The organism is Thauera sp. GDN1 (assembly GCF_029223545.1).
GTDB lineage: Bacteria > Pseudomonadota > Gammaproteobacteria > Burkholderiales > Rhodocyclaceae > Thauera.
Genome location: NZ_CP097870.1, coordinates 2577033 through 2593528 on the forward strand (window position 1 = coordinate 2577033; position 16496 = coordinate 2593528).

At 69.0% G+C, this 16496-nt stretch carries 15 protein-coding genes; 4 read left to right on the top strand and 11 right to left on the bottom strand.

Annotation, left to right across the window (positions count from 1 at the left end; genetic code table 11):
* The first annotated feature begins 12 nt into the window (after positions 1 to 12).
* Together CKCBHOJB_RS11825 and CKCBHOJB_RS11830 are read left to right on the top strand one after the other, a co-directional pair.
* A complete protein-coding gene (locus CKCBHOJB_RS11825; protein ID WP_281048870.1) occupies positions 13 to 864 on the top strand; it encodes an SDR family NAD(P)-dependent oxidoreductase in 852 nt (283 codons plus the stop codon).
* 35 nt (positions 865 to 899) lie between these two features.
* On the top strand, positions 900 to 1928 hold the full coding sequence (locus tag CKCBHOJB_RS11830; RefSeq protein ID WP_281048871.1) for a TIGR03617 family F420-dependent LLM class oxidoreductase: 1029 nt from the start codon (positions 900 to 902) through the stop codon (positions 1926 to 1928).
* 114 nt (positions 1929 to 2042) lie between these two features.
* Here the strand turns inward: CKCBHOJB_RS11830 and CKCBHOJB_RS11835 are convergent, their stop codons facing one another.
* The 9 genes from CKCBHOJB_RS11835 to CKCBHOJB_RS11875 are packed head-to-tail and all read right to left on the bottom strand — an operon-like array spanning position 2043 to position 11638.
* Entirely contained in the window at positions 2043 to 3458 is a 1416-nt protein-coding gene (locus CKCBHOJB_RS11835) for a DHA2 family efflux MFS transporter permease subunit (protein ID WP_281048872.1), read from the bottom strand.
* A gap of 59 nt (positions 3459 to 3517) precedes the next feature.
* Positions 3518 to 4318 (bottom strand): SDR family oxidoreductase, encoded by an 801-nt coding sequence (locus CKCBHOJB_RS11840; RefSeq protein ID WP_281048873.1) that lies wholly within the window; start codon positions 4316 to 4318, stop codon positions 3518 to 3520.
* Positions 4319 to 4321: 3 nt separating this feature from the next.
* The gene (locus CKCBHOJB_RS11845; RefSeq protein ID WP_281048874.1) at positions 4322 to 5488 is read right to left on the bottom strand and encodes an acyl-CoA dehydrogenase family protein; all 1167 of its coding nucleotides are present in this window, start codon (positions 5486 to 5488) and stop codon (positions 4322 to 4324) included.
* 13 nt (positions 5489 to 5501) lie between these two features.
* Positions 5502 to 6716, bottom strand: a complete 1215-nt coding sequence (locus CKCBHOJB_RS11850; protein ID WP_281048875.1) for an acyl-CoA dehydrogenase family protein — start codon at positions 6714 to 6716, stop codon at positions 5502 to 5504.
* A gap of 20 nt (positions 6717 to 6736) precedes the next feature.
* A complete protein-coding gene (locus CKCBHOJB_RS11855; RefSeq protein WP_281048876.1) occupies positions 6737 to 7903 on the bottom strand; it encodes an acyl-CoA dehydrogenase family protein in 1167 nt (388 codons plus the stop codon).
* Positions 7904 to 7927: 24 nt separating this feature from the next.
* Entirely contained in the window at positions 7928 to 9106 is a 1179-nt protein-coding gene (locus tag CKCBHOJB_RS11860) for a lipid-transfer protein (RefSeq protein WP_281048877.1), read from the bottom strand.
* Positions 9107 to 9125: 19 nt separating this feature from the next.
* The gene (locus CKCBHOJB_RS11865; protein WP_281048878.1) at positions 9126 to 9545 is read right to left on the bottom strand and encodes a MaoC family dehydratase; all 420 of its coding nucleotides are present in this window, start codon (positions 9543 to 9545) and stop codon (positions 9126 to 9128) included.
* On the bottom strand, positions 9517 to 10650 hold the full coding sequence (locus CKCBHOJB_RS11870; RefSeq protein WP_281048879.1) for an acyl-CoA dehydrogenase family protein: 1134 nt from the start codon (positions 10648 to 10650) through the stop codon (positions 9517 to 9519). The genes CKCBHOJB_RS11865 and CKCBHOJB_RS11870 overlap by 29 nt, the downstream gene beginning before the upstream one ends.
* Before the next feature lie 10 nt (positions 10651 to 10660).
* A complete protein-coding gene (locus CKCBHOJB_RS11875; RefSeq protein WP_281048880.1) occupies positions 10661 to 11638 on the bottom strand; it encodes an OB-fold domain-containing protein in 978 nt (325 codons plus the stop codon).
* A gap of 311 nt (positions 11639 to 11949) precedes the next feature.
* On the opposite strand from CKCBHOJB_RS11875, the gene CKCBHOJB_RS11880 reads away from it, so the two are divergent.
* A complete protein-coding gene (locus CKCBHOJB_RS11880; protein ID WP_281048881.1) occupies positions 11950 to 13530 on the top strand; it encodes an MFS transporter in 1581 nt (526 codons plus the stop codon).
* 77 nt (positions 13531 to 13607) lie between these two features.
* On the opposite strand, the gene CKCBHOJB_RS11885 is transcribed toward CKCBHOJB_RS11880, so the two are convergent.
* Positions 13608 to 14423 carry a helix-turn-helix transcriptional regulator gene (locus CKCBHOJB_RS11885; RefSeq protein WP_281048882.1) on the bottom strand — a complete coding sequence of 272 codons (816 nt, stop codon included), beginning with the start codon at positions 14421 to 14423 and terminating at the stop codon, positions 13608 to 13610.
* A gap of 164 nt (positions 14424 to 14587) precedes the next feature.
* Between CKCBHOJB_RS11885 and CKCBHOJB_RS11890 the strand changes: the two genes are divergently transcribed.
* Positions 14588 to 15583: a bile acid:sodium symporter family protein gene (locus CKCBHOJB_RS11890; RefSeq protein ID WP_281048884.1), complete on the top strand. Its 996-nt coding sequence runs from the start codon at positions 14588 to 14590 to the stop codon at positions 15581 to 15583.
* 42 nt (positions 15584 to 15625) lie between these two features.
* On the opposite strand, the gene CKCBHOJB_RS11895 is transcribed toward CKCBHOJB_RS11890, so the two are convergent.
* A complete protein-coding gene (locus tag CKCBHOJB_RS11895) occupies positions 15626 to 16426 on the bottom strand; it encodes an SDR family oxidoreductase (RefSeq protein ID WP_281048885.1) in 801 nt (266 codons plus the stop codon).
* Positions 16427 to 16496 lie beyond the last annotated feature (70 nt).

Below are 16496 nucleotides of genomic sequence, written 5' to 3' on the forward strand. Positions count from 1 at the left end.
GAGGAGCCCCGCATGACCCACACACTGAAGGACAAGGTCGCGATCGTCACCGGCGCCAGCCGCGGAATCGGCGCGGCGATCGCACAACGCTTCGCTGCCGAGGGCGCGCGGGTCGTGCTCGTGGCGCGCACCGGCGAACCCGGCGGCAAGCTGCCCGGCTCGCTCGACGAGACCGCAGCGCGCATCCGTGCGGCCGGCGGCGACTGCCTGTGCGTGCAGGCCGACCTGGCCAGCGCCGCCGACCGCGAGCGCATCGTCGGCGAGACGCTAAGTCACTACGGCGGCGTCGACATCCTGGTCAACAACGCCGCCTGGGCGCGCTTCGGCGCGGGTTACGCGCAGTCGCCGGAGCGCGTCCAGCTCGCCTATGCGGTCAACCTGTTCGCCCCCCACCATCTCGCACAGCTCGTCATCCCGGCGATGAAGGCGCGCGGCGGGGGCTGGATCCTCAACCTGTCGAGCGCGACCAGCACCCGCCCCGGCCCGGCGCCCTATGACGCGAAGGACCGCGCCTACCGCTTCCACACCACCCACTCGCCCACGCTCTACGGCTCGACCAAGGCCGCGCTCGAGCGCCTGAGCACCGGCATGGCGATGGAGCTCGCCGCCGACCACATCGCGGTGAACACCCTGGCGCCGGTGGAGGCCGTCGCCAGCGAGGGCGCGCTGGTCAGCGGCTCGATCGACGACCTCGCCCACATGGAGCCGGTGGAAGCCATGGCCGAGGCGGCCCTGGCCCTGTGCTCGCGCCCGCAGGCCGCGCTCTCGGGCCGGGTCGCGCTGAGCCTGCCGCTGCTGCGCGAGCTCGGCCTGCCCGTGATGCGTCTCGACGGTCGCGCGCCCCTGCCCGGCTTCCATCCCTGAGCCCCGCTCCTCACCCCTATTGCACTGGACCTTCCATGTTCGAGATCTTCGCTTCAACCCCTGAACACCTGAACCTCGCCGAGATGGGCGCCTTCGCCCGCCGCGTCGAAGCCATGGGCTACGACGGCCTGTTCGTCTCCGACGCGATCCACGATGGCCTGCTGCTCGCCTGCCAGGCGCTGTCGGCCACCTCGCGGCTCAAGGTCGGCACCTCGGTGCTGATCGTCTTTCCGCGCAGTCCGATGAACGTCGCACTCGCCGCCTGGGACCTGCAGAAGATGTCGGGCGGCCGCTTCGAGCTCGGCATGGGCACGCAGATCAAGCAGAACATCGAGGATCGCTATTCGGCGCGCTGGCTGCCGCCGGCCGCCGGCATGCGCGAGTACGTCGGCGCGCTGCGCGCCATCTTCCACGCCTTCCGCACCGGCGAACGGCTCGAGTACGTCGGCGAGCACTACAAGTTCACCCGCCTGCAGCCCTTCTTCAACCCGGGGCCGATCGATGCGCCGGACGTGCCGCTGATGCTCGGCGCAGTCGGCCCGAAGATGCTCGAGCTGGTCGGCAAGACCGCGGACGGCATCCACACCCATCCGACCAACACCTCGGTGCGTTACCTGAAGGAAGTGATCCTGCCGCAGATCGCGGTCGGCACCGCACAGCGCGAACCCGGCCGCGCCAAGCCCTTCATCAGCGCCAGCCAGTTCGTCGCCACCGGACCGGACGACGCCACCGTCGCCGCCGAGCGCGAACGCTTCCGCGACATGCTCGCCTTCCTGTTCTCCACCCCGGCCTACTGGGCGAGCCTGGAGCTGTTCGGCTGGCAGCACGTCGGCGAGCAACTGCTCGGGCTCACCCGCGAGGGGCGCTGGAAGGACATGCCGGCCGTATTCACCGACGAGGTGCTCGACACCTTCCTGGTGTCCGGCCGCTACGACCAGCTGCCCGAACGCCTGGTTTCTCGCTTCGGCGGCCTGGTCGACCGCATCACCCTGACGGTTCCGAGCGATCCGACGAACGATGCGGCCACCGCGAAAGCGATCAAAGCCATCAGGGCCTACGCCTGAGAAAACGCGCGCTGAGGGCTCGACGTCGGGCAGGGGCCACGGACCCTGCCGTCGCCGGATAGAGATCGGCGGACGCCCATCTCCCGGTGCGGCCGGCCGAGCGACCCTGCCCTCTCACTCCCGCGGCTTCATCCTCACCGCCGCCACCAGCGCCAGTCCGAAGAACACCGTGAGTAACGCGAACGCCTGCGCATACGCCGATTCGATGGCGAGTTCACCACCACCCTGCGCGGCAGCACGCCATTCGACGAACACGGCCACGATGGCCACGCCGATCACACCACCGAGTTGGCGAGTGTAATTGCTGACCATGGAGGCCTGGCCGTAGTGCGTCGGCGGCACGCGGCTGAGCGAGGCGACGGTGAGCGCAGGTATGGTAAGGCCGAGCCCAAGGCGGCCAAGCAGGCTGTAGGCGATCACTTCCTCGTAGCTGATCGCACCACCGAGCAGGGCGAACGGCAGGAACGACATGCCGAACAACGCGAGACCGATCACCGTGATCCAACGGGGCGGGTAACGGTCGGCAAGGACACCCCCGAGCGGTATGGCGACTGCGAGAACCAGGCCCGAGGGCAGCAGTGCCAACCCGGCGTAGGTCGCGTCGTAACCGAGCGCGCTCTGCAGGAAAACCGGGATCAGGTAGGTCGATGCATAGAGCCCGAAACCGTAGGTAACACCCACCACCGCTCCCATCGAGAAGCATCGGTCGACGAACAGGTCGATCGAGACGATGGGTGCAGCGGCACGGCGCGCGTGCCGCGTGAAGCCGAAGCCGCACAGCACGGCCAAGCCGAGCAAAGCCAGCGTCCACGGGGCGAGCAGGCCGTGCTGGCGCAGGCTGGCAATGAAGTCGATGGCGAGCAGCGAGGCCGCGCACAGCAGACCGATCCCGAGCCAGTCGAAGGGACGGCGCTCGACCGGAGTGCCACGCGGCAGCAGATACAGGCCGAGCAGGCCGGCCAGGATGCAGAACGGCAGGCTCATCATGAAGATCGAAGGCCAGCCGAAACGGTCGAGCAGCACGCCGGCGATCGAGGGTGCGACCGCGGGTGCGAGCACGATGCCGAAGCCGAGCATGCCGTGGGCCCTACCCTGGCCGCCCGGCGGAAACAATCGCATCACCACCAGCATCGGCAGCGGCTGCAACAAACCTGCAGCGACCCCCTGCAGGATGCGCATCGCAACGAGGAAGGCGAACCCATCCGCCATCGCTCCGGCGATGCTTGACGTTGCGAGCAGCAGATTGGCGCTCAGGAAGAGTCGCCGAAAACCCACGCGCTCCAGCAGCCAAGGCGTCGGCAACATCGCCACCGTGAGCGCGGCGAGAAAGCCCGTGACTGCCCACTGAACCTGATCCTGCTCCAGGCCAAAATCACGCCCCAGCGCCGGTACCGCTACGTTGAAGCTGCTCGTGGCAAGCACCGCCCCGATGGTGGCAAGCCCGACCACCGCGAGCGCGAGCCACTTGAACGCCGCGCCATGGCGAGCGACAAGGGCGTCGAGCGTTGGCGCCTCAGGCAGGCCACGCATCGGCGGCTCGGGTGGCGGTGCAGGTCATGGGCATCCGTACAACAGTCGCGGCATGCTGCTCAACGCGCAACCGGCTGCCAGGACACGCCGTTGATGTGCGAGCCGCCGTCGAGGAAGACGGTGTTGCCAGTCATGTAGCTGCCGCCGTCACTGCACATGAAGGCGACGACGCTGCCGATGTCCTGCTCGGGCTCGCCCATGCGGCCCATCGGATTCTGTCGCAGCAACTGGGCGGCGTTGTCCGGCGAGGCGGCGGCGAAGCGATCGTAGGCCGGCGTGCGCGCGCCCGGGCAGATCGCATTCACGGTGATGCCGTGCGCCGCCCACTCGCGCGCGGCGCTGCGGGTGAGGCAGCGCAGCGCTTCCTTGCTGACGTTGTAGTCGGCGGTGTACATGTGCGCATTGACGCCGTTGAGCGAGCACATGTTGATGACGCGGCCCCAGCGCTGCGCCTTCATGTGCGGGAAGGCGCGCTGCATCGCCGCCAGCGGGGCGTAGAAGCTGCCCTGCAGCGCGCGCGCGAAGTCGCACGCCACCTTGGTCTCGAGCGGCCCCGGCAGGTTGCCCAGGTAGGCATTGTTGATGAGGACGTGCAGCGTGCCGAAGCGCTCGACGACGGTGTCGACCAGGCCCTCGACACTCGCGCTGTCGGCGATGTCGCAGCCGATCGCCACCGCGTCACCGCCGCGCGACTGCGCGATGGCCACCGTCTCGGCCGCGGTCTCGGCGTTGATGTCGGCCACCACCACGCGAGCGCCCTGCTCCGCCAGCTGCAGGGCCACGCCACGGCCGATGCCCTGGCCCGCGCCGGTGACGATGGCGACCTTGCCGCACAGAAGGCCGCTGCCGGTAGCCGCCATCGCTCAGGCCTCGACCCGGCTCAGGTCGCCGTAGCGCTGCACGTGGAAATCGCCGTCGCCGAGGCTGGCCTGGGCGACGCGGATGCGCTTGAGGTAGAGGCCGACGTCGAGCTCGTCGGTGACGCCCATGCCGCCATGCATCTGCACCGCCTCGCGGCTGATGCGGTGGGCGGCGTCGCCGGCCTTCCACTTGGCGAGGCTGGCCATGCGCGCGCGCGTCGCGGCGTCGAGCGCCGGATCGTCCATCGCCGCCAGGCCGGCCATCACCGTGCTGCGCGCGAGCTGCAGGTGCGCATAGCACCAGGCGGCGCGGTGCTGCAGCGCCTGGAAGCTGCCGATCGGCACGTCGAACTGCACGCGCGTCTTCAGGTACTCGACGGTGGTGTCGAACAGGCTCTGCGTGGCACCCAGCATCTCAGCCGCCAGGCACACGCGGCCACGGTCGAGCGCGGCATCGAGCGCGGCGAAGCCTGCGCCGTCCGCACCCAGCAGCGCCGCGGCGCCGACGCGCACGTCTTTCAGGACCAGGTTGGCGTGGTTGCGCGAATCGAGCGTTTTCATTGCCGACACCTGCAGGCCCGGCGTCTCGGCGGGCACCAGGAACAAGCCGATGCCGTCGCGATCACCGGCCGGGCCGGACGTGCGCGCGGCGACGATGAAGGCGTCTGCGCCGACACCATCGGCCACGAAGGCCTTGGCACCCGTCAGCACATAAGCTTCGCCATCACGCGTGGCGCGCAGTGCCACCGCGGCCGGGTCGTGGCGCGGCGTTTCATCCACCGCGAGCGCGATGCGCTTGTCGCCGCCGATCAGCGCCGCCATCCACTCCGCCTGCTGCGCTGCGGAACCGGCGAGCTCGATCACCGAGCCGCCGAGCACGATGCTCGACAGCAGCGGCGAGGCCGACAGGTTGCGGCCGATCTGCTCGAACACCGCGCCCAGGCCCTTGCAGCCGAACGCCAGGCCGCCGAGTTCCTCGGGAAAGGGAATCGCGCTCCAGCCCATGTCGATCATCTCGCGCCACAGCGCGGCGTCGAAGCCGTCGGCGGTGCCCCCTGACGCACCCTCGTCGCGCAGCTTGCGCTGTGCGGTCACCGGACTCTTCGCCATCAGGAACTCGGCGGCGGTGTCGGCCAGCAGTTGCTGCTCTTCGGAATAAACCAGACTCATGACGCGCTGCTCCTCACTTGCCCTGCTTGCCGGTGTTGCCCTCGGGCAGCTCCAGCACCCGCTTGGCGATCACGTTCAACTGCACCTCGGACGAGCCGCCGGCGATGGTCTGCGCGAAGCTGCCCAGCCAGGCTTTGGTCAATGCCAGCTCCTGCGGCTCGAAGGCCTCGCCTTCCCAGCCCAGCGCGCGGTGGCCGAGCACGTCGACCAGCACCTCGAACTTGTCCTTCTCCTGCTCGGAATGCACCAGCTTCATGATCGACATCAGGCCGGAGACGTTCTTGCGTGCGCGGGCCTCCTCGCCCATGCGCTGGGCGGTGAGGCTGTAGGCCATCTCGTCCATCGCCATCGCGTAGGCGCGCTGGCGCAGCGCGACGTCGGCCGGCGAGGACGCATCCTGCGCCGGCAGGTACTTGCCGGCGATCGACAGCAGGTCGAAGTGGGTCGGCAGGCTGAACTCGCCGAACTTCGACATCGCCCGGCGCTCGTGCTGCAGCAGCGCCTTGGCCAGGGTCCAGCCGCCGTCGAGCGGGCCGATGAGCTGGCGCTTGGGCACCTTCACGTTGTCGAAGAAGACCTGGCAGAAGGACGACTTGCCGCTGATGAGGTCGATCGGCCGCGCCTCGATGCCCGGCGACGCCATGTCGACCACCAGCAGGCTGATGCCCTGCTGCTTGGGCACGTCGGGGTTGGTGCGCACCAGCATGTACATCCAGTCCGACTTGTCGCCGTAGGAGGTCCAGATCTTGGTGCCATTGACCACGAAGTGATCCCCGGCATCGACGGCGCTGGTCTTGAGGCTGGCGAGGTCGGAGCCGGCGTTGGGTTCGGAGAAGCCCTGGCACCAGCGGATCTCGCCGCGCGCCATCGGCGGCAGCAGCTCGCGCTTCTGCTCTTCGGTGCCGAACTCCAGCACCACCGGGCCCAGCATCCAGATGCCGAGGTTGATCTGCGGCGGGCGGCAGCGCAGGCGGCGCATTTCGGACTCGAGCACCGCGTTCTGCTCCGGGCTCAGCCCGCCGCCGCCATACGCGGCCGGCCAGTCTGGGCAGAACCAGCCCTTGTCGCGCATGCGCTCGAACCACAGGCGCTGGTCCGCATTCTTGAACTCGACTGTGCGCCCGCCCCACACCAGCTCGCCGTCGGGCATCGCGGTGCGCATCGAGGGGGGGCAGTTGGCCTCGAGCCAGGCCCGGGTCTCGCGGCGGAAATCTTCGAGGGTGCTCATGTCTTCTTCCTGTGCGGGGTTCAGCGCGAACGCGGCATGCCGAGGCCGAACTGTGCCACCAGTTCGCGCTGGATCTCGTTGGTGCCGCCGCCGAAGGTCAGCGTGACCGAGGCGCGCACCTCGTACTCCAGTTCGCCGAGCAGCGCCGCGGCGGCCGAGCCCTCGCGCACCAGGCCGCTGGCGCCGACGATCTCGGACAGCTTGCGCAGGATATCGACCACCGACTCCGAGCCGTACACCTTGGTCGCCGAAGCCAGCGCCACGTCCATGTGGCCGCGCTCGAGGTCGGCGGCGATGCGGAAGTTGATCAGCCGCATGGCTTCGATCTTCGCGTAGCACTCGGCGAGCAGGCTGCGCACCCAGGCCGCATCGACCGCGCGGCGGCCGTTCTCGTCCCTGGCCTTGGCCCACAGCAGCACGCGACGGAACAGAGCGACGACCTTGTCCGACCACGAACCCAGGCCGAGGCGTTCGTGGTTGAGCTGGGCGGTGATCAGCTTCCAGCCGCCGTTGAGCTCGCCCACCAGCATGTCCCTGGGCACCTTGACGTTGTCGTAGTAGGTGGCGGCGGTCGGGTTGCTGCAGGTCGGGATGACGGTGTGCGAGAAGCCTTCGGCCGTGGTGTCCAGGATCAGGATGGACACGCCCTTGTGGCGCGGCAGGTTGGGGTCGGTGCGCGCGGCGAGCCAGACGTAGTCGGCAGCCTCGGCGCCCGAGGTCCACAGCTTGTTGCCATTGACCACGAAGTGGTCGCCTTCCAGCCGCGCACTGGTCTTGAGCGTGGCGAGGTCGGAGCCCGCCTCCGGCTCGGAATAGCCGATGGCGAACATGATCTCGCCGGCGGCGATGCCGGGCAGGAACTTCTTCTTCTGCAGCTCGGTGCCCGCCTCCATCAGCGCCGGACCGACCGTGCTGATGGTGACGAAGGGCAGCGGCGCACCGGCGATGTTGGCCTCCTCGAAGAAGATCAGCTGTTCGGTGGCCGCATAGCCCTGGCCACCGTGCTCCTTGGGCCAGCCCACCGCCAGCCAGCCGTCCGCGCCCATCTTGCGGATGGTGTTGCGGTACAGCTCGCCGCCTTCCTTGCCACGCAGCTCGCTGCGCAGCTCGGGGGTCATCAGGGTCTGGAAGTAGTCGCGCACCTTCAGGCGCAGCACGTGTTGTTCCGGGGTCAGATCGACGAACATCGTCCGCTCTCCTCAATCATTCTGTCAGGCGACGCCGAGGATGAGGCCGCTGGTGGGCACGCCGGTACCGGCGGTGACCAGCACGTTCTCGACATCGGCGACCTGGTTGGCCGCGCTGCCGCGCACCTGGCGCACCGCCTCGGCCACGCCGTTCATGCCGTGGATGTAGGCCTCGCCCAGCTGGCCGCCGTGGGTGTTGATCGGCAGCTTGCCGCCGCGGGCATGCTCGCCGGCACGGATGAAGTCCTTCGCCTCGCCGCGCTTGCAGAAGCCGAACTCTTCCAGCTGCGGCAGCACGAAGGGGGTGAAGTGGTCGTAGATCACCGCGGTCTGGAAGGCGTCGGGGCCGAGGCCGGACTGGGCGTAGAGCTCCTTTGCCACCACGCCCATCTCCGGCAGGCCGGTGATGTCGTCGCGGTAGTAGGAGGTCATGCTCTGCTGGCCTTCGGTGATGCCCTGCGAACCGGCCTTGATGATCACCGGCTTCTGCTTGAGGTCGCGGGCGCGCTCGGCCGAGGTGATGACCATCGCCACCGCGCCGTCGGACTCCTGGCAGCAGTCGAGCAGGCGCAGCGGTTCGGCGATCCACTTCGAGGCCTGGTGCTCTTCGAGCGTGATCGGCTTGCCGTAGAAGAAGGCGGCCGGGTTGGTGGCGGCGAAGTCACGCACGGCGACCGACACGCGGCCGAAGTCCTCGCTGGTCGCGCCGTATTCGTGCATGTAACGCTGGGCGAACATGCCCACCCAGGCGGCCGGGGTGTGGAAGCCGTAAGGCATGTACCAGCCGTAGTTCACGTTCTCGAAGATCGGCGTCGAGCCGAAGCCGTAGGTGCCGGTGCCGAAGCGGTACCAGGAGCGCTCGTTCATCGCGCGGAACACCACCACCACCTTCGCCAGGCCGGTCGCCACCGCCATCGCGGCGTGCACCACCGGCGCGCAGGCGGCGCCGCCGCCATGCGGGATCTGGGAGAAGAACTTGACGTTCTTGCAGCCGAGCAGGCGCGCGATCTCGTAGTCGGGCACCTTGTCCATGGTATAGGACGAGAAGCCCTCGACCTCGGAGGGGTCGATGCCGGCGTCGGCGAGCGCGGCCAGCGTCGATTCCATCGCCAGGCGCAGCTCGGTGCGGCCGGAGTTCTTGGAGAATTCGGTCGCGCCCAGGCCAACGATGGCGGCGCGGCCGGAAAGGGACATATCCGTCATGAGTTCGGTTCTCCGCGTGTCAGGGCATCACCAGCGTGGCCGAACCGGTCACGTGGCTGCCCATCGAGTTCTTGCCCTTGAGCGCGACTTCCACCTCGCGGGTGGCCGCGTCGGCGCGGACGACCTCGCCGCTGAAGGTCATGGTGTCGCCCGGGTAGTTGGGGGCGCCGAGCTTGATCTTGAGAGCCTTGAAGCGCGCCGCCGGACCGGCCCAGCCCTCGATGAAGCGCTGGGTGAGGCCGCTGGTGGTGAGGATGTTCATGAACACGTGCGGCGAGCCGAGCTGCTGCGCGGCTTCCATGTCGTGGTGGCCCGGGAAGTAGTCGCGGGTGGCGATCGCGGTCGAGGCGATCAGCGTCGTGGTGATCGGGATCGCCAGCTCCGGCAGCGCCTCGCCGGGGCGCACGTCGTCAAAGCGCTTGCTGTTCTTCGAGGTCATATTTCCATCCCAGCTTGTCGTTGTTGGCGAGCCAGTCGCCGAGTCGTTCGAGCGTGGCGGCGCTGCCGCCCAGCGTGATGCCGAGCGCGCGGCTCCAGTACAGGTAGCGGTGGATCGGGTAGGTCAGATCGACCCCGATGCCGCCATGCACGTGCTGCGCCTTGTGGCCGACGAGGTGGCCGCACTCGCTGGCCAGATACTTGACCGCCAGCGCCTCGGACGGCGACGGCAGGCCGGCGTCCAGGCGATACACCAGCTGCCACAGTGCGGAGCGCAGCGCCTCGATCGCGATGTGGGCGTCGGCCATGCTCATCTGCACGGCCTGGAAGGTGGCGATGGCGCGGTCGAACTGGCGGCGCTCGTTGATGTACTCGACGGTGCGGCGCACCTGCTCGCTGCTCACGCCCAGCTGCAGCGCGGCGAGCGCGGCAATCGCACGCTGCTCCAGCCAGGGCAGCGCGGCCTCGGGCAGCACGGCGTCGGCGGCCAGGCGATGAGCGCGGAAGCCGAGATCGGCGACCGCCTCGCGGTGCGTGAACACGCCGGGCACTTTCTCGATGCCCGCGTCGCGCAGATTCACCGACACCAGCCGGGGGCCGTCGTCGGTCTCGGCCAGCAGCAGCGCGCGGCACACTTCCGCACCCAGCGCCACGGCGGCGACCGTGCCGTCGAGCACCCAGCCCTCACCCTCACGGCGCGCCTCGAGCGCGATGCCGTGGGTACGCGCCGCGGCACCGAGCGCCAGCGTGATCATCAGCTTGCTTTCGGCGGCGGCTGCAGCGATCTCGGCACCGCCGGCACCACCGAAGCGCGCCAGCGTGGCGGCAGCGAGCTGGTGGCGCCACAGCGGCACATGGCCGAGGCCGCGCCCCTGGGCCTCGAGCACCAGCATCAGCTCGGTCATGCCGAGCCCGGTGCCGCCCGCGTCCTCGGGAATCGCCAGCGCGTGCAGGCCGGTTTCCACGCATTGCTTCCACAGGTCGGCCATGAAGGGCTCGCCCGCAGTGTCGAAGGCGCGCAGGCGGTCGTCGGTGCACAGGTCGCCGAACAGGCTGCCCGCCATGTCGGCGATGGCGCGCTGATCGTCAGTCAGTTGAAAATCCATGCTCCTCTCCTCAGGCCGCGATCGGGCGGAACATCGGCAGGGTCAGTTCGCCGTCGTCGAAGGACTGGAACTCGACCTGCACGCGCTGGCCGATCCGGATCTCGTCGCGCTTGACGCCGACCAGGCCGGCGATCAGACGCACGCCCTCGTCGAGCTCGATGAGGCCGATCGGGTTGGGGTGCTCGAAGGGCGGCACCTCGGGGTAGTGCATCACCACGAACGAATACAGGCTGCCCTTGCCGGACGCCTCGATCGTGTCCCAGTCGAAGGAGTGGCACTTGATGCACACCGGTGCCGGCAGGTGGCGCAGCGTGCTGCAGCAGGTGCAGCGCTGGATCCGCAGCTTGCCGGCCTCGACGCCTTCCCAGAAGAAGCGGGTGTCGTCGCTGATGCCGGGCTTCGGGCGCTTGAACTTGGGCACTGCCGGGGCCGCGCCCTTCTCGACGGGCTTGGGCACGTTGGCGGGGCGGAACTTGAAGACGCGGAACAGCAGCTGGCCGACCTTCTCGTCACCCTCGGGCTTCTGCGAGAAGAAGCTCATGATCAGGGTGACGAAGTAGCCGGTGCCGAGCGCGGTGGTCTTTTCCTCGCCGACCGCATCGAGACGGGTGGTGTAGTAGAGCTTCTCGCCCAGCTTCACGTAGCGCTCGAAGCTGAGATCCGAGTTCACCGCCACCACCGAGGGGAAGCCGTGCGCCTCGAGTGTCTTCAGCACCTCGTAGGGGTTCTCGTCGGTCGAGCCCGGCGCGTAGTTGTTCATGTGCAGGCCTTCGAGACACCAGGCCTGCAGCATCGCCGGCGGCGCCACGATGCCGCCGAATTCGGTGGTCGCGGCATAGTCCGCGTCGAGGTAGAGCGGATTATCGACGCCCATCACCTCGCACCACTGCCGGATCATCGGCGCGTTGACCTCGTCCCAGGCGTAGACGCGACCGTACTCGCGACCCACCTTGGCACGCACTTCGGACATCCATTCCTGTTCAGCCAAGTTCGTCTCCTGCTCTTGTGTGAGGCGCTTTCGATGGACGGCCGCGCCTGCGGGACCCTGCCGCGAGTGGAGCTTTCGCCACCGCGGTGGCGCGTCCTTTCGCAGCGCTTGCAGCGAGTCTAAGAGCAGGACCTGCACGGCACTTCGTCTGAACGGACGATGGACAAGGCAGGCGAAACCCGACATTCGGCGCGGACTTCCGGGACCGCCTTAGTCCCATCGGACGATGTGCCCCCACCCCCTGGCAACGACCATCCGCCCGACAGAAGAAAGCGGCGCGCATCGGCATGCGCCGCATACGGAGACAGCCAATGGATTCACGTACCGACACGCGCTCAGCCTGGGCGGTGTATGCCGCGCTGCTGTTCGGCACCTTCATCACCATCGAGGCCGCCGCCTTCCAGGCGCCCGCGCTGCCGAGCGTGACCCGGCATTTCGGCATTCCGGTGAACATGTCGGCGCTGATCCTGATCCTGTATTCGCTCGCGCTGACGGTATTCGCCCCCATCATGGGCCGCCTAGGCGACCAGCACGGACGCAAGCGGGTCATCACCATCGGCATGGTGGTGTTCGCAGCGTCGGAGTTCGCCGCCGCCTGGGCACCGAACTTCTGGTTCTTCCTCGGCGCTCGCTTCGTCCAGGGCCTGGGCGCGGCATGCATCCTGCCGGGCGTGTTCGCCTACGCAACCCACCTCTTTCCCGATAACAAGCGCGGCCTGGCGCTGGGCATCCTCGCCTTCACGATGACCTTCGGTGCCGCCTCGGGCGGCCTGCTCGGCGGCCTGCTGATCGACCGCCTGGGCTGGCCCAGCGTGTACTGGATCAGCGGCGCGCTCACACTGTTCGGCCTGGTGCCCGTGCGCATGCTGGTGCCCGAGATCGCCCCGGCCAAGCACCAGGCCGCCTTCGACTACACCGGCGCGATGCTGCTGTTCGCCGTCATCGCCTCGCTGCTGTCGCTGCCCACCTGGGCGACCAACTTCGGCAAGGAATCGCCCATCACCTGGGCCATCGTGGTCGTCGGCATCAGCGCGCTGATCGTCCTGTGGCGGCACAGCAAGCGCATGGCCAACCCGGTGATCGACCTCGGCATCCTGGCGCGCGGCACCTTCGCCACGCCCTCGGCGATCTACTGGCTGCACATGATCTTCTCCAGCGGCGTCGTCTATTCGCTGGCCTTCTTCATCAACAGCCGCCCGGGCGGCACGGCAGCGCAGTTCGGCTTCGTCACCCTCTTCCTCTACGGCAGCGGGCTCATCAGCTCGCCGATCGCAGGCAAGCTGGTCGACCGCATCGAACCGCGCGTGCTGGTCATCATCGCCATGCTCGCCAGCCTGGGCGGGACCCTGCTCTTCCTCAACATCGACGTCACCACGCCGCTGTGGATGGTGATCGCGGTGGCCTGCATCATGGGCCTGTCGATCGGCTGCAACACCCCGGCGATCATGAAGCTGGCGCTGGGCGCGGTACCCGCCAAGGACATGGGCGCGGGCAGCGGCCTCTTCAGCATGTTCCGCGACCTCGGCAGCCCCACCGGCTCGTCGCTGTCGCTGGCCGTGTTCGGCGCCAGCCTGGCCTACGCCACCCAGACGGCGATCAGCCGACAGATCGCCGCGCTCGGTCTCGATGCGGCAGACCTGGAGGCGCTGGCCCGCGCCGCCGGCAGCCGCGCGCGCGAGCTCCCCGCCGAGGTCGCCGCCCGCCTGGGGGAGCACGGCCTGTCCGCCGAGGCCGTGCTCGCCGAAGCAAACGTCGCCGGCCTGAATGCAGCCCTCGCCAACGTGGGCTACATGCTGCTCGGTCTCATCGTGCTGGCCCTGATGCTGAGCCTGCGGCTGGGGCGCACGCGCACTCGAGCAGTGGTGGGGGACGCGCGGGCGCCTGCGGGCTGAGCGGATTACCCACGGATGGCGCGTCGCGAGATACATGAGGATCAGCGGCGCGGATGCCGGTTGCTTCGGTAGCCTTACTACTCACGCTGAAACGTTGCGCCAGCCTCAGCCCTCCCCACGCCCCCCGCAAACTCCCCCGGCGTCGCGCCGAAGTGCTCGCGAAAGCTGGCGATGAAGGCGGACACCGAGTCGTAGCCGCAGGCGATGGCGACGTCGGTGACGCCCTCGCCGGCCTCGAGCAGGGGCAAGGCGCTGATCAGGCGCAGGCGCTGGCGCCACAGCCGGAAGTTCAGGCCGGTGTGCTGGCGGAAGAGCCGCGCCAGCGTGCGTTCCGAGCACCCCAGGCGTGCGCCCCAGGCCGCCAGCCCGTCCCGCGAGTCGGGCTCGGCCTCGAACGCCTCGCACACCCGGCGCAGGCGCGGTTCCTGCGGCAGCGGCAGCATGAGGCCGAGCGCGGGCGCTGCGGCCACCTGGTCCAGCAGCACCGCGGCGAGCCGGCCGCCCGGGCCGTGCTCCTCACACTCCGCGGGCAAGTCGCCGAAGGCGCGGATCAGCTCGCGCAGCAGCGGACTCACGGCGAGCACGCGGCAGCCGCCTTGCGCACCGGGCACGGCCGAGGGATCGATGTACAGGCTGCGGATCTCGGTGTCTGCGGAGCACCGCACCTGGTGCGCGACGCCTGCCGGAATCCACACCGCGCGCTGCGGCGGCGCGATGTAGCGTCCGGCGTCGGTGCGCACGTCGAGTACGCCCGCCACCGCATACGCGAACTGGACCCAGGGATGAGCATGACGATAGCCGAGCGCGCGATTGGCTACCGACTCGGTGTGACCGAAAACCGGGCGCGGCAGGGCGGCGAGGCCGGCAAGCTCCTCCGGAAGAGACTGCGGCATGTCTTGTCAGCGATATCACAGGGCCGGTTGGCGTTAGCTGGAAGTATCGGCCTCCGTTAGGCTTCCTCACAAGCCCAAGGGCTTCGCGGCCTGGCCATTCTGCCTGCCGCCCCCTTTCCCGCTCCTTTCCCGCTGACTCCCCGCTCATTCCCTGCCCCATCGCCATGAACCTCCTGACGCTACTATTCGACCGCTTCACGATCCTGCTCACTGCCGTCGTGGTGCTGGCCACCGTTCTGCCCGCGCAGGGCGCATTCGCCGTGTTCTTCGACTGGCTGACCCATGCTGGGATCGCGCTGCTGTTCTTCCTGCATGGCGCGCGGCTTTCGCGCCGGGCCATCATCGACGGGGCGATGCACTGGCGCCTGCACCTGCTGGTGTTCGTGTGCACCTTCGCGATGTTTCCCCTGCTCGGCCTTGCGCTCGGGCCGGTGCTGCGCCCGCTGCTGGGCGACGGGCTCTGGCTCGGCATGCTCTACCTGTGCCTGCTGCCGGGCACGGTGCAATCGGCCATCGCCTTCACCTCGATCGCGCGCGGCAACATTCCGGCGGCCGTCTGCGCGGCGTCGGCCTCGAGTCTGGTCGGCATCGTGCTGACGCCGCTGCTGGCGGATCTGGTGCTGGGCAGCACCGGGGCGGGCGTGTCGCTCGGCGAGGCGATCGTGAGGATCGGCGTGCAGTTGCTGCTGCCCTTCACGGCCGGCCATGCCCTGCGGCCGTGGGTCGCCGACTGGGTGGCGCGCCGGCAGCGCTGGCTGCGCGTGGTCGACCAGGGGTCGATCCTGCTCGTGGTCTATACGGCCTTCGGTGCGGCGGTGCTCGACGGAATCTGGCGCATGGTGCCGGCCTCGGCGCTGGCGCAGTTGGTGGTGTGCTGCGTGGTGCTGCTCGCGCTCGTGCTGCTCGCCACGACGTGGCTCGCGCGCGCGTTCGGCTTCGATGTCGAGGACGAGATCACGATCGTGTTCTGCGGCTCGAAGAAGAGCATGGCGACCGGCGTGCCGATGGCGCAGATCATCTTCAGCGGCGGGGCGGCGGGCCTCGCCATTCTGCCGCTGATGGTGTTCCACCAGATTCAGTTGATGGTGTGCGCCGTGATGGCGCGGCGATACGCCGAGCGCGACCAGCAGGCCGCCGTGGAGCAGCACGCCCCGCAATGAGGGCCGAGGCCGCGCCGCGCCTCTGAGTCGGGCGTGGCCTCGTCAGGGCTGATCGCCGGTATTGGCCGCGGCGAGGAAGGCGGGCCGTTCGCCACCGCCATGCAGCAGCAGGTTGGTGCCGGCGAAGTAGGCCGCCATCGGCGAGCCGGCATACAGGCAGGCGTTGGCGATGTCGTCCGGCGTGGCCATGCGGCCGGCAGGGATGGTGGCGCCGACCGCGGCGATGCCGGCCTCGTCGCCATAGTGCAGGTGCGCCTGCTCGGTCTGCACCAGCCCCGGGCTGATCGTGAGCACGCGCACCTTGGGCGCCCACTCCACCGCCAGCGAGGACGCCAGCGACAGCACGCCGGCCTTGGCCGCGCCATAGGCGGCGGTGCCCGGCGAGGGGCGCGAGGCGGCGACGCTGCCGATGAAGATGATCACGCCGCCTTCGGCCTGCTGCTGCATCAGTGCATTGGCTTGCTGGGCGACGTTGAGCGGGGCGATCAGGTTGAGGCGGATGATGCCCTCGTGAAAGCGCGGCGAGGCCTTGTCGGCAAGCGCGAAGGGCGCGCCGCCGGCGTTGTTGACCAGCACGTCGAGGCGGCCGAAGCGCTCGCGGATGGCGGCGAACAGGGCCTGCAGGGATTCGACGTCGCGGACGTCGGCGGGTATGAAGTCGGCGGTCGCGCCATCGACCTCGGGCATGACCTCCGGCGCGTTGCGGCCGCAGACGACCACCGTCGCGCCCGCGGCGATGAAGCCCCGCGCGATGCCGGCGCCTATGCCCTTGGTGCCGCCGGTCACGAGCACGACCTTGCCACGGTAATCCAGCGCCGCCGATGGGGAAGCCTGAGTATTCATGCACCTGTCTCCACGAGTATTCGTTCGATGCCTGCGAGTCTAGGGGCGCGCTTCGCCCCGATCGTCGTCT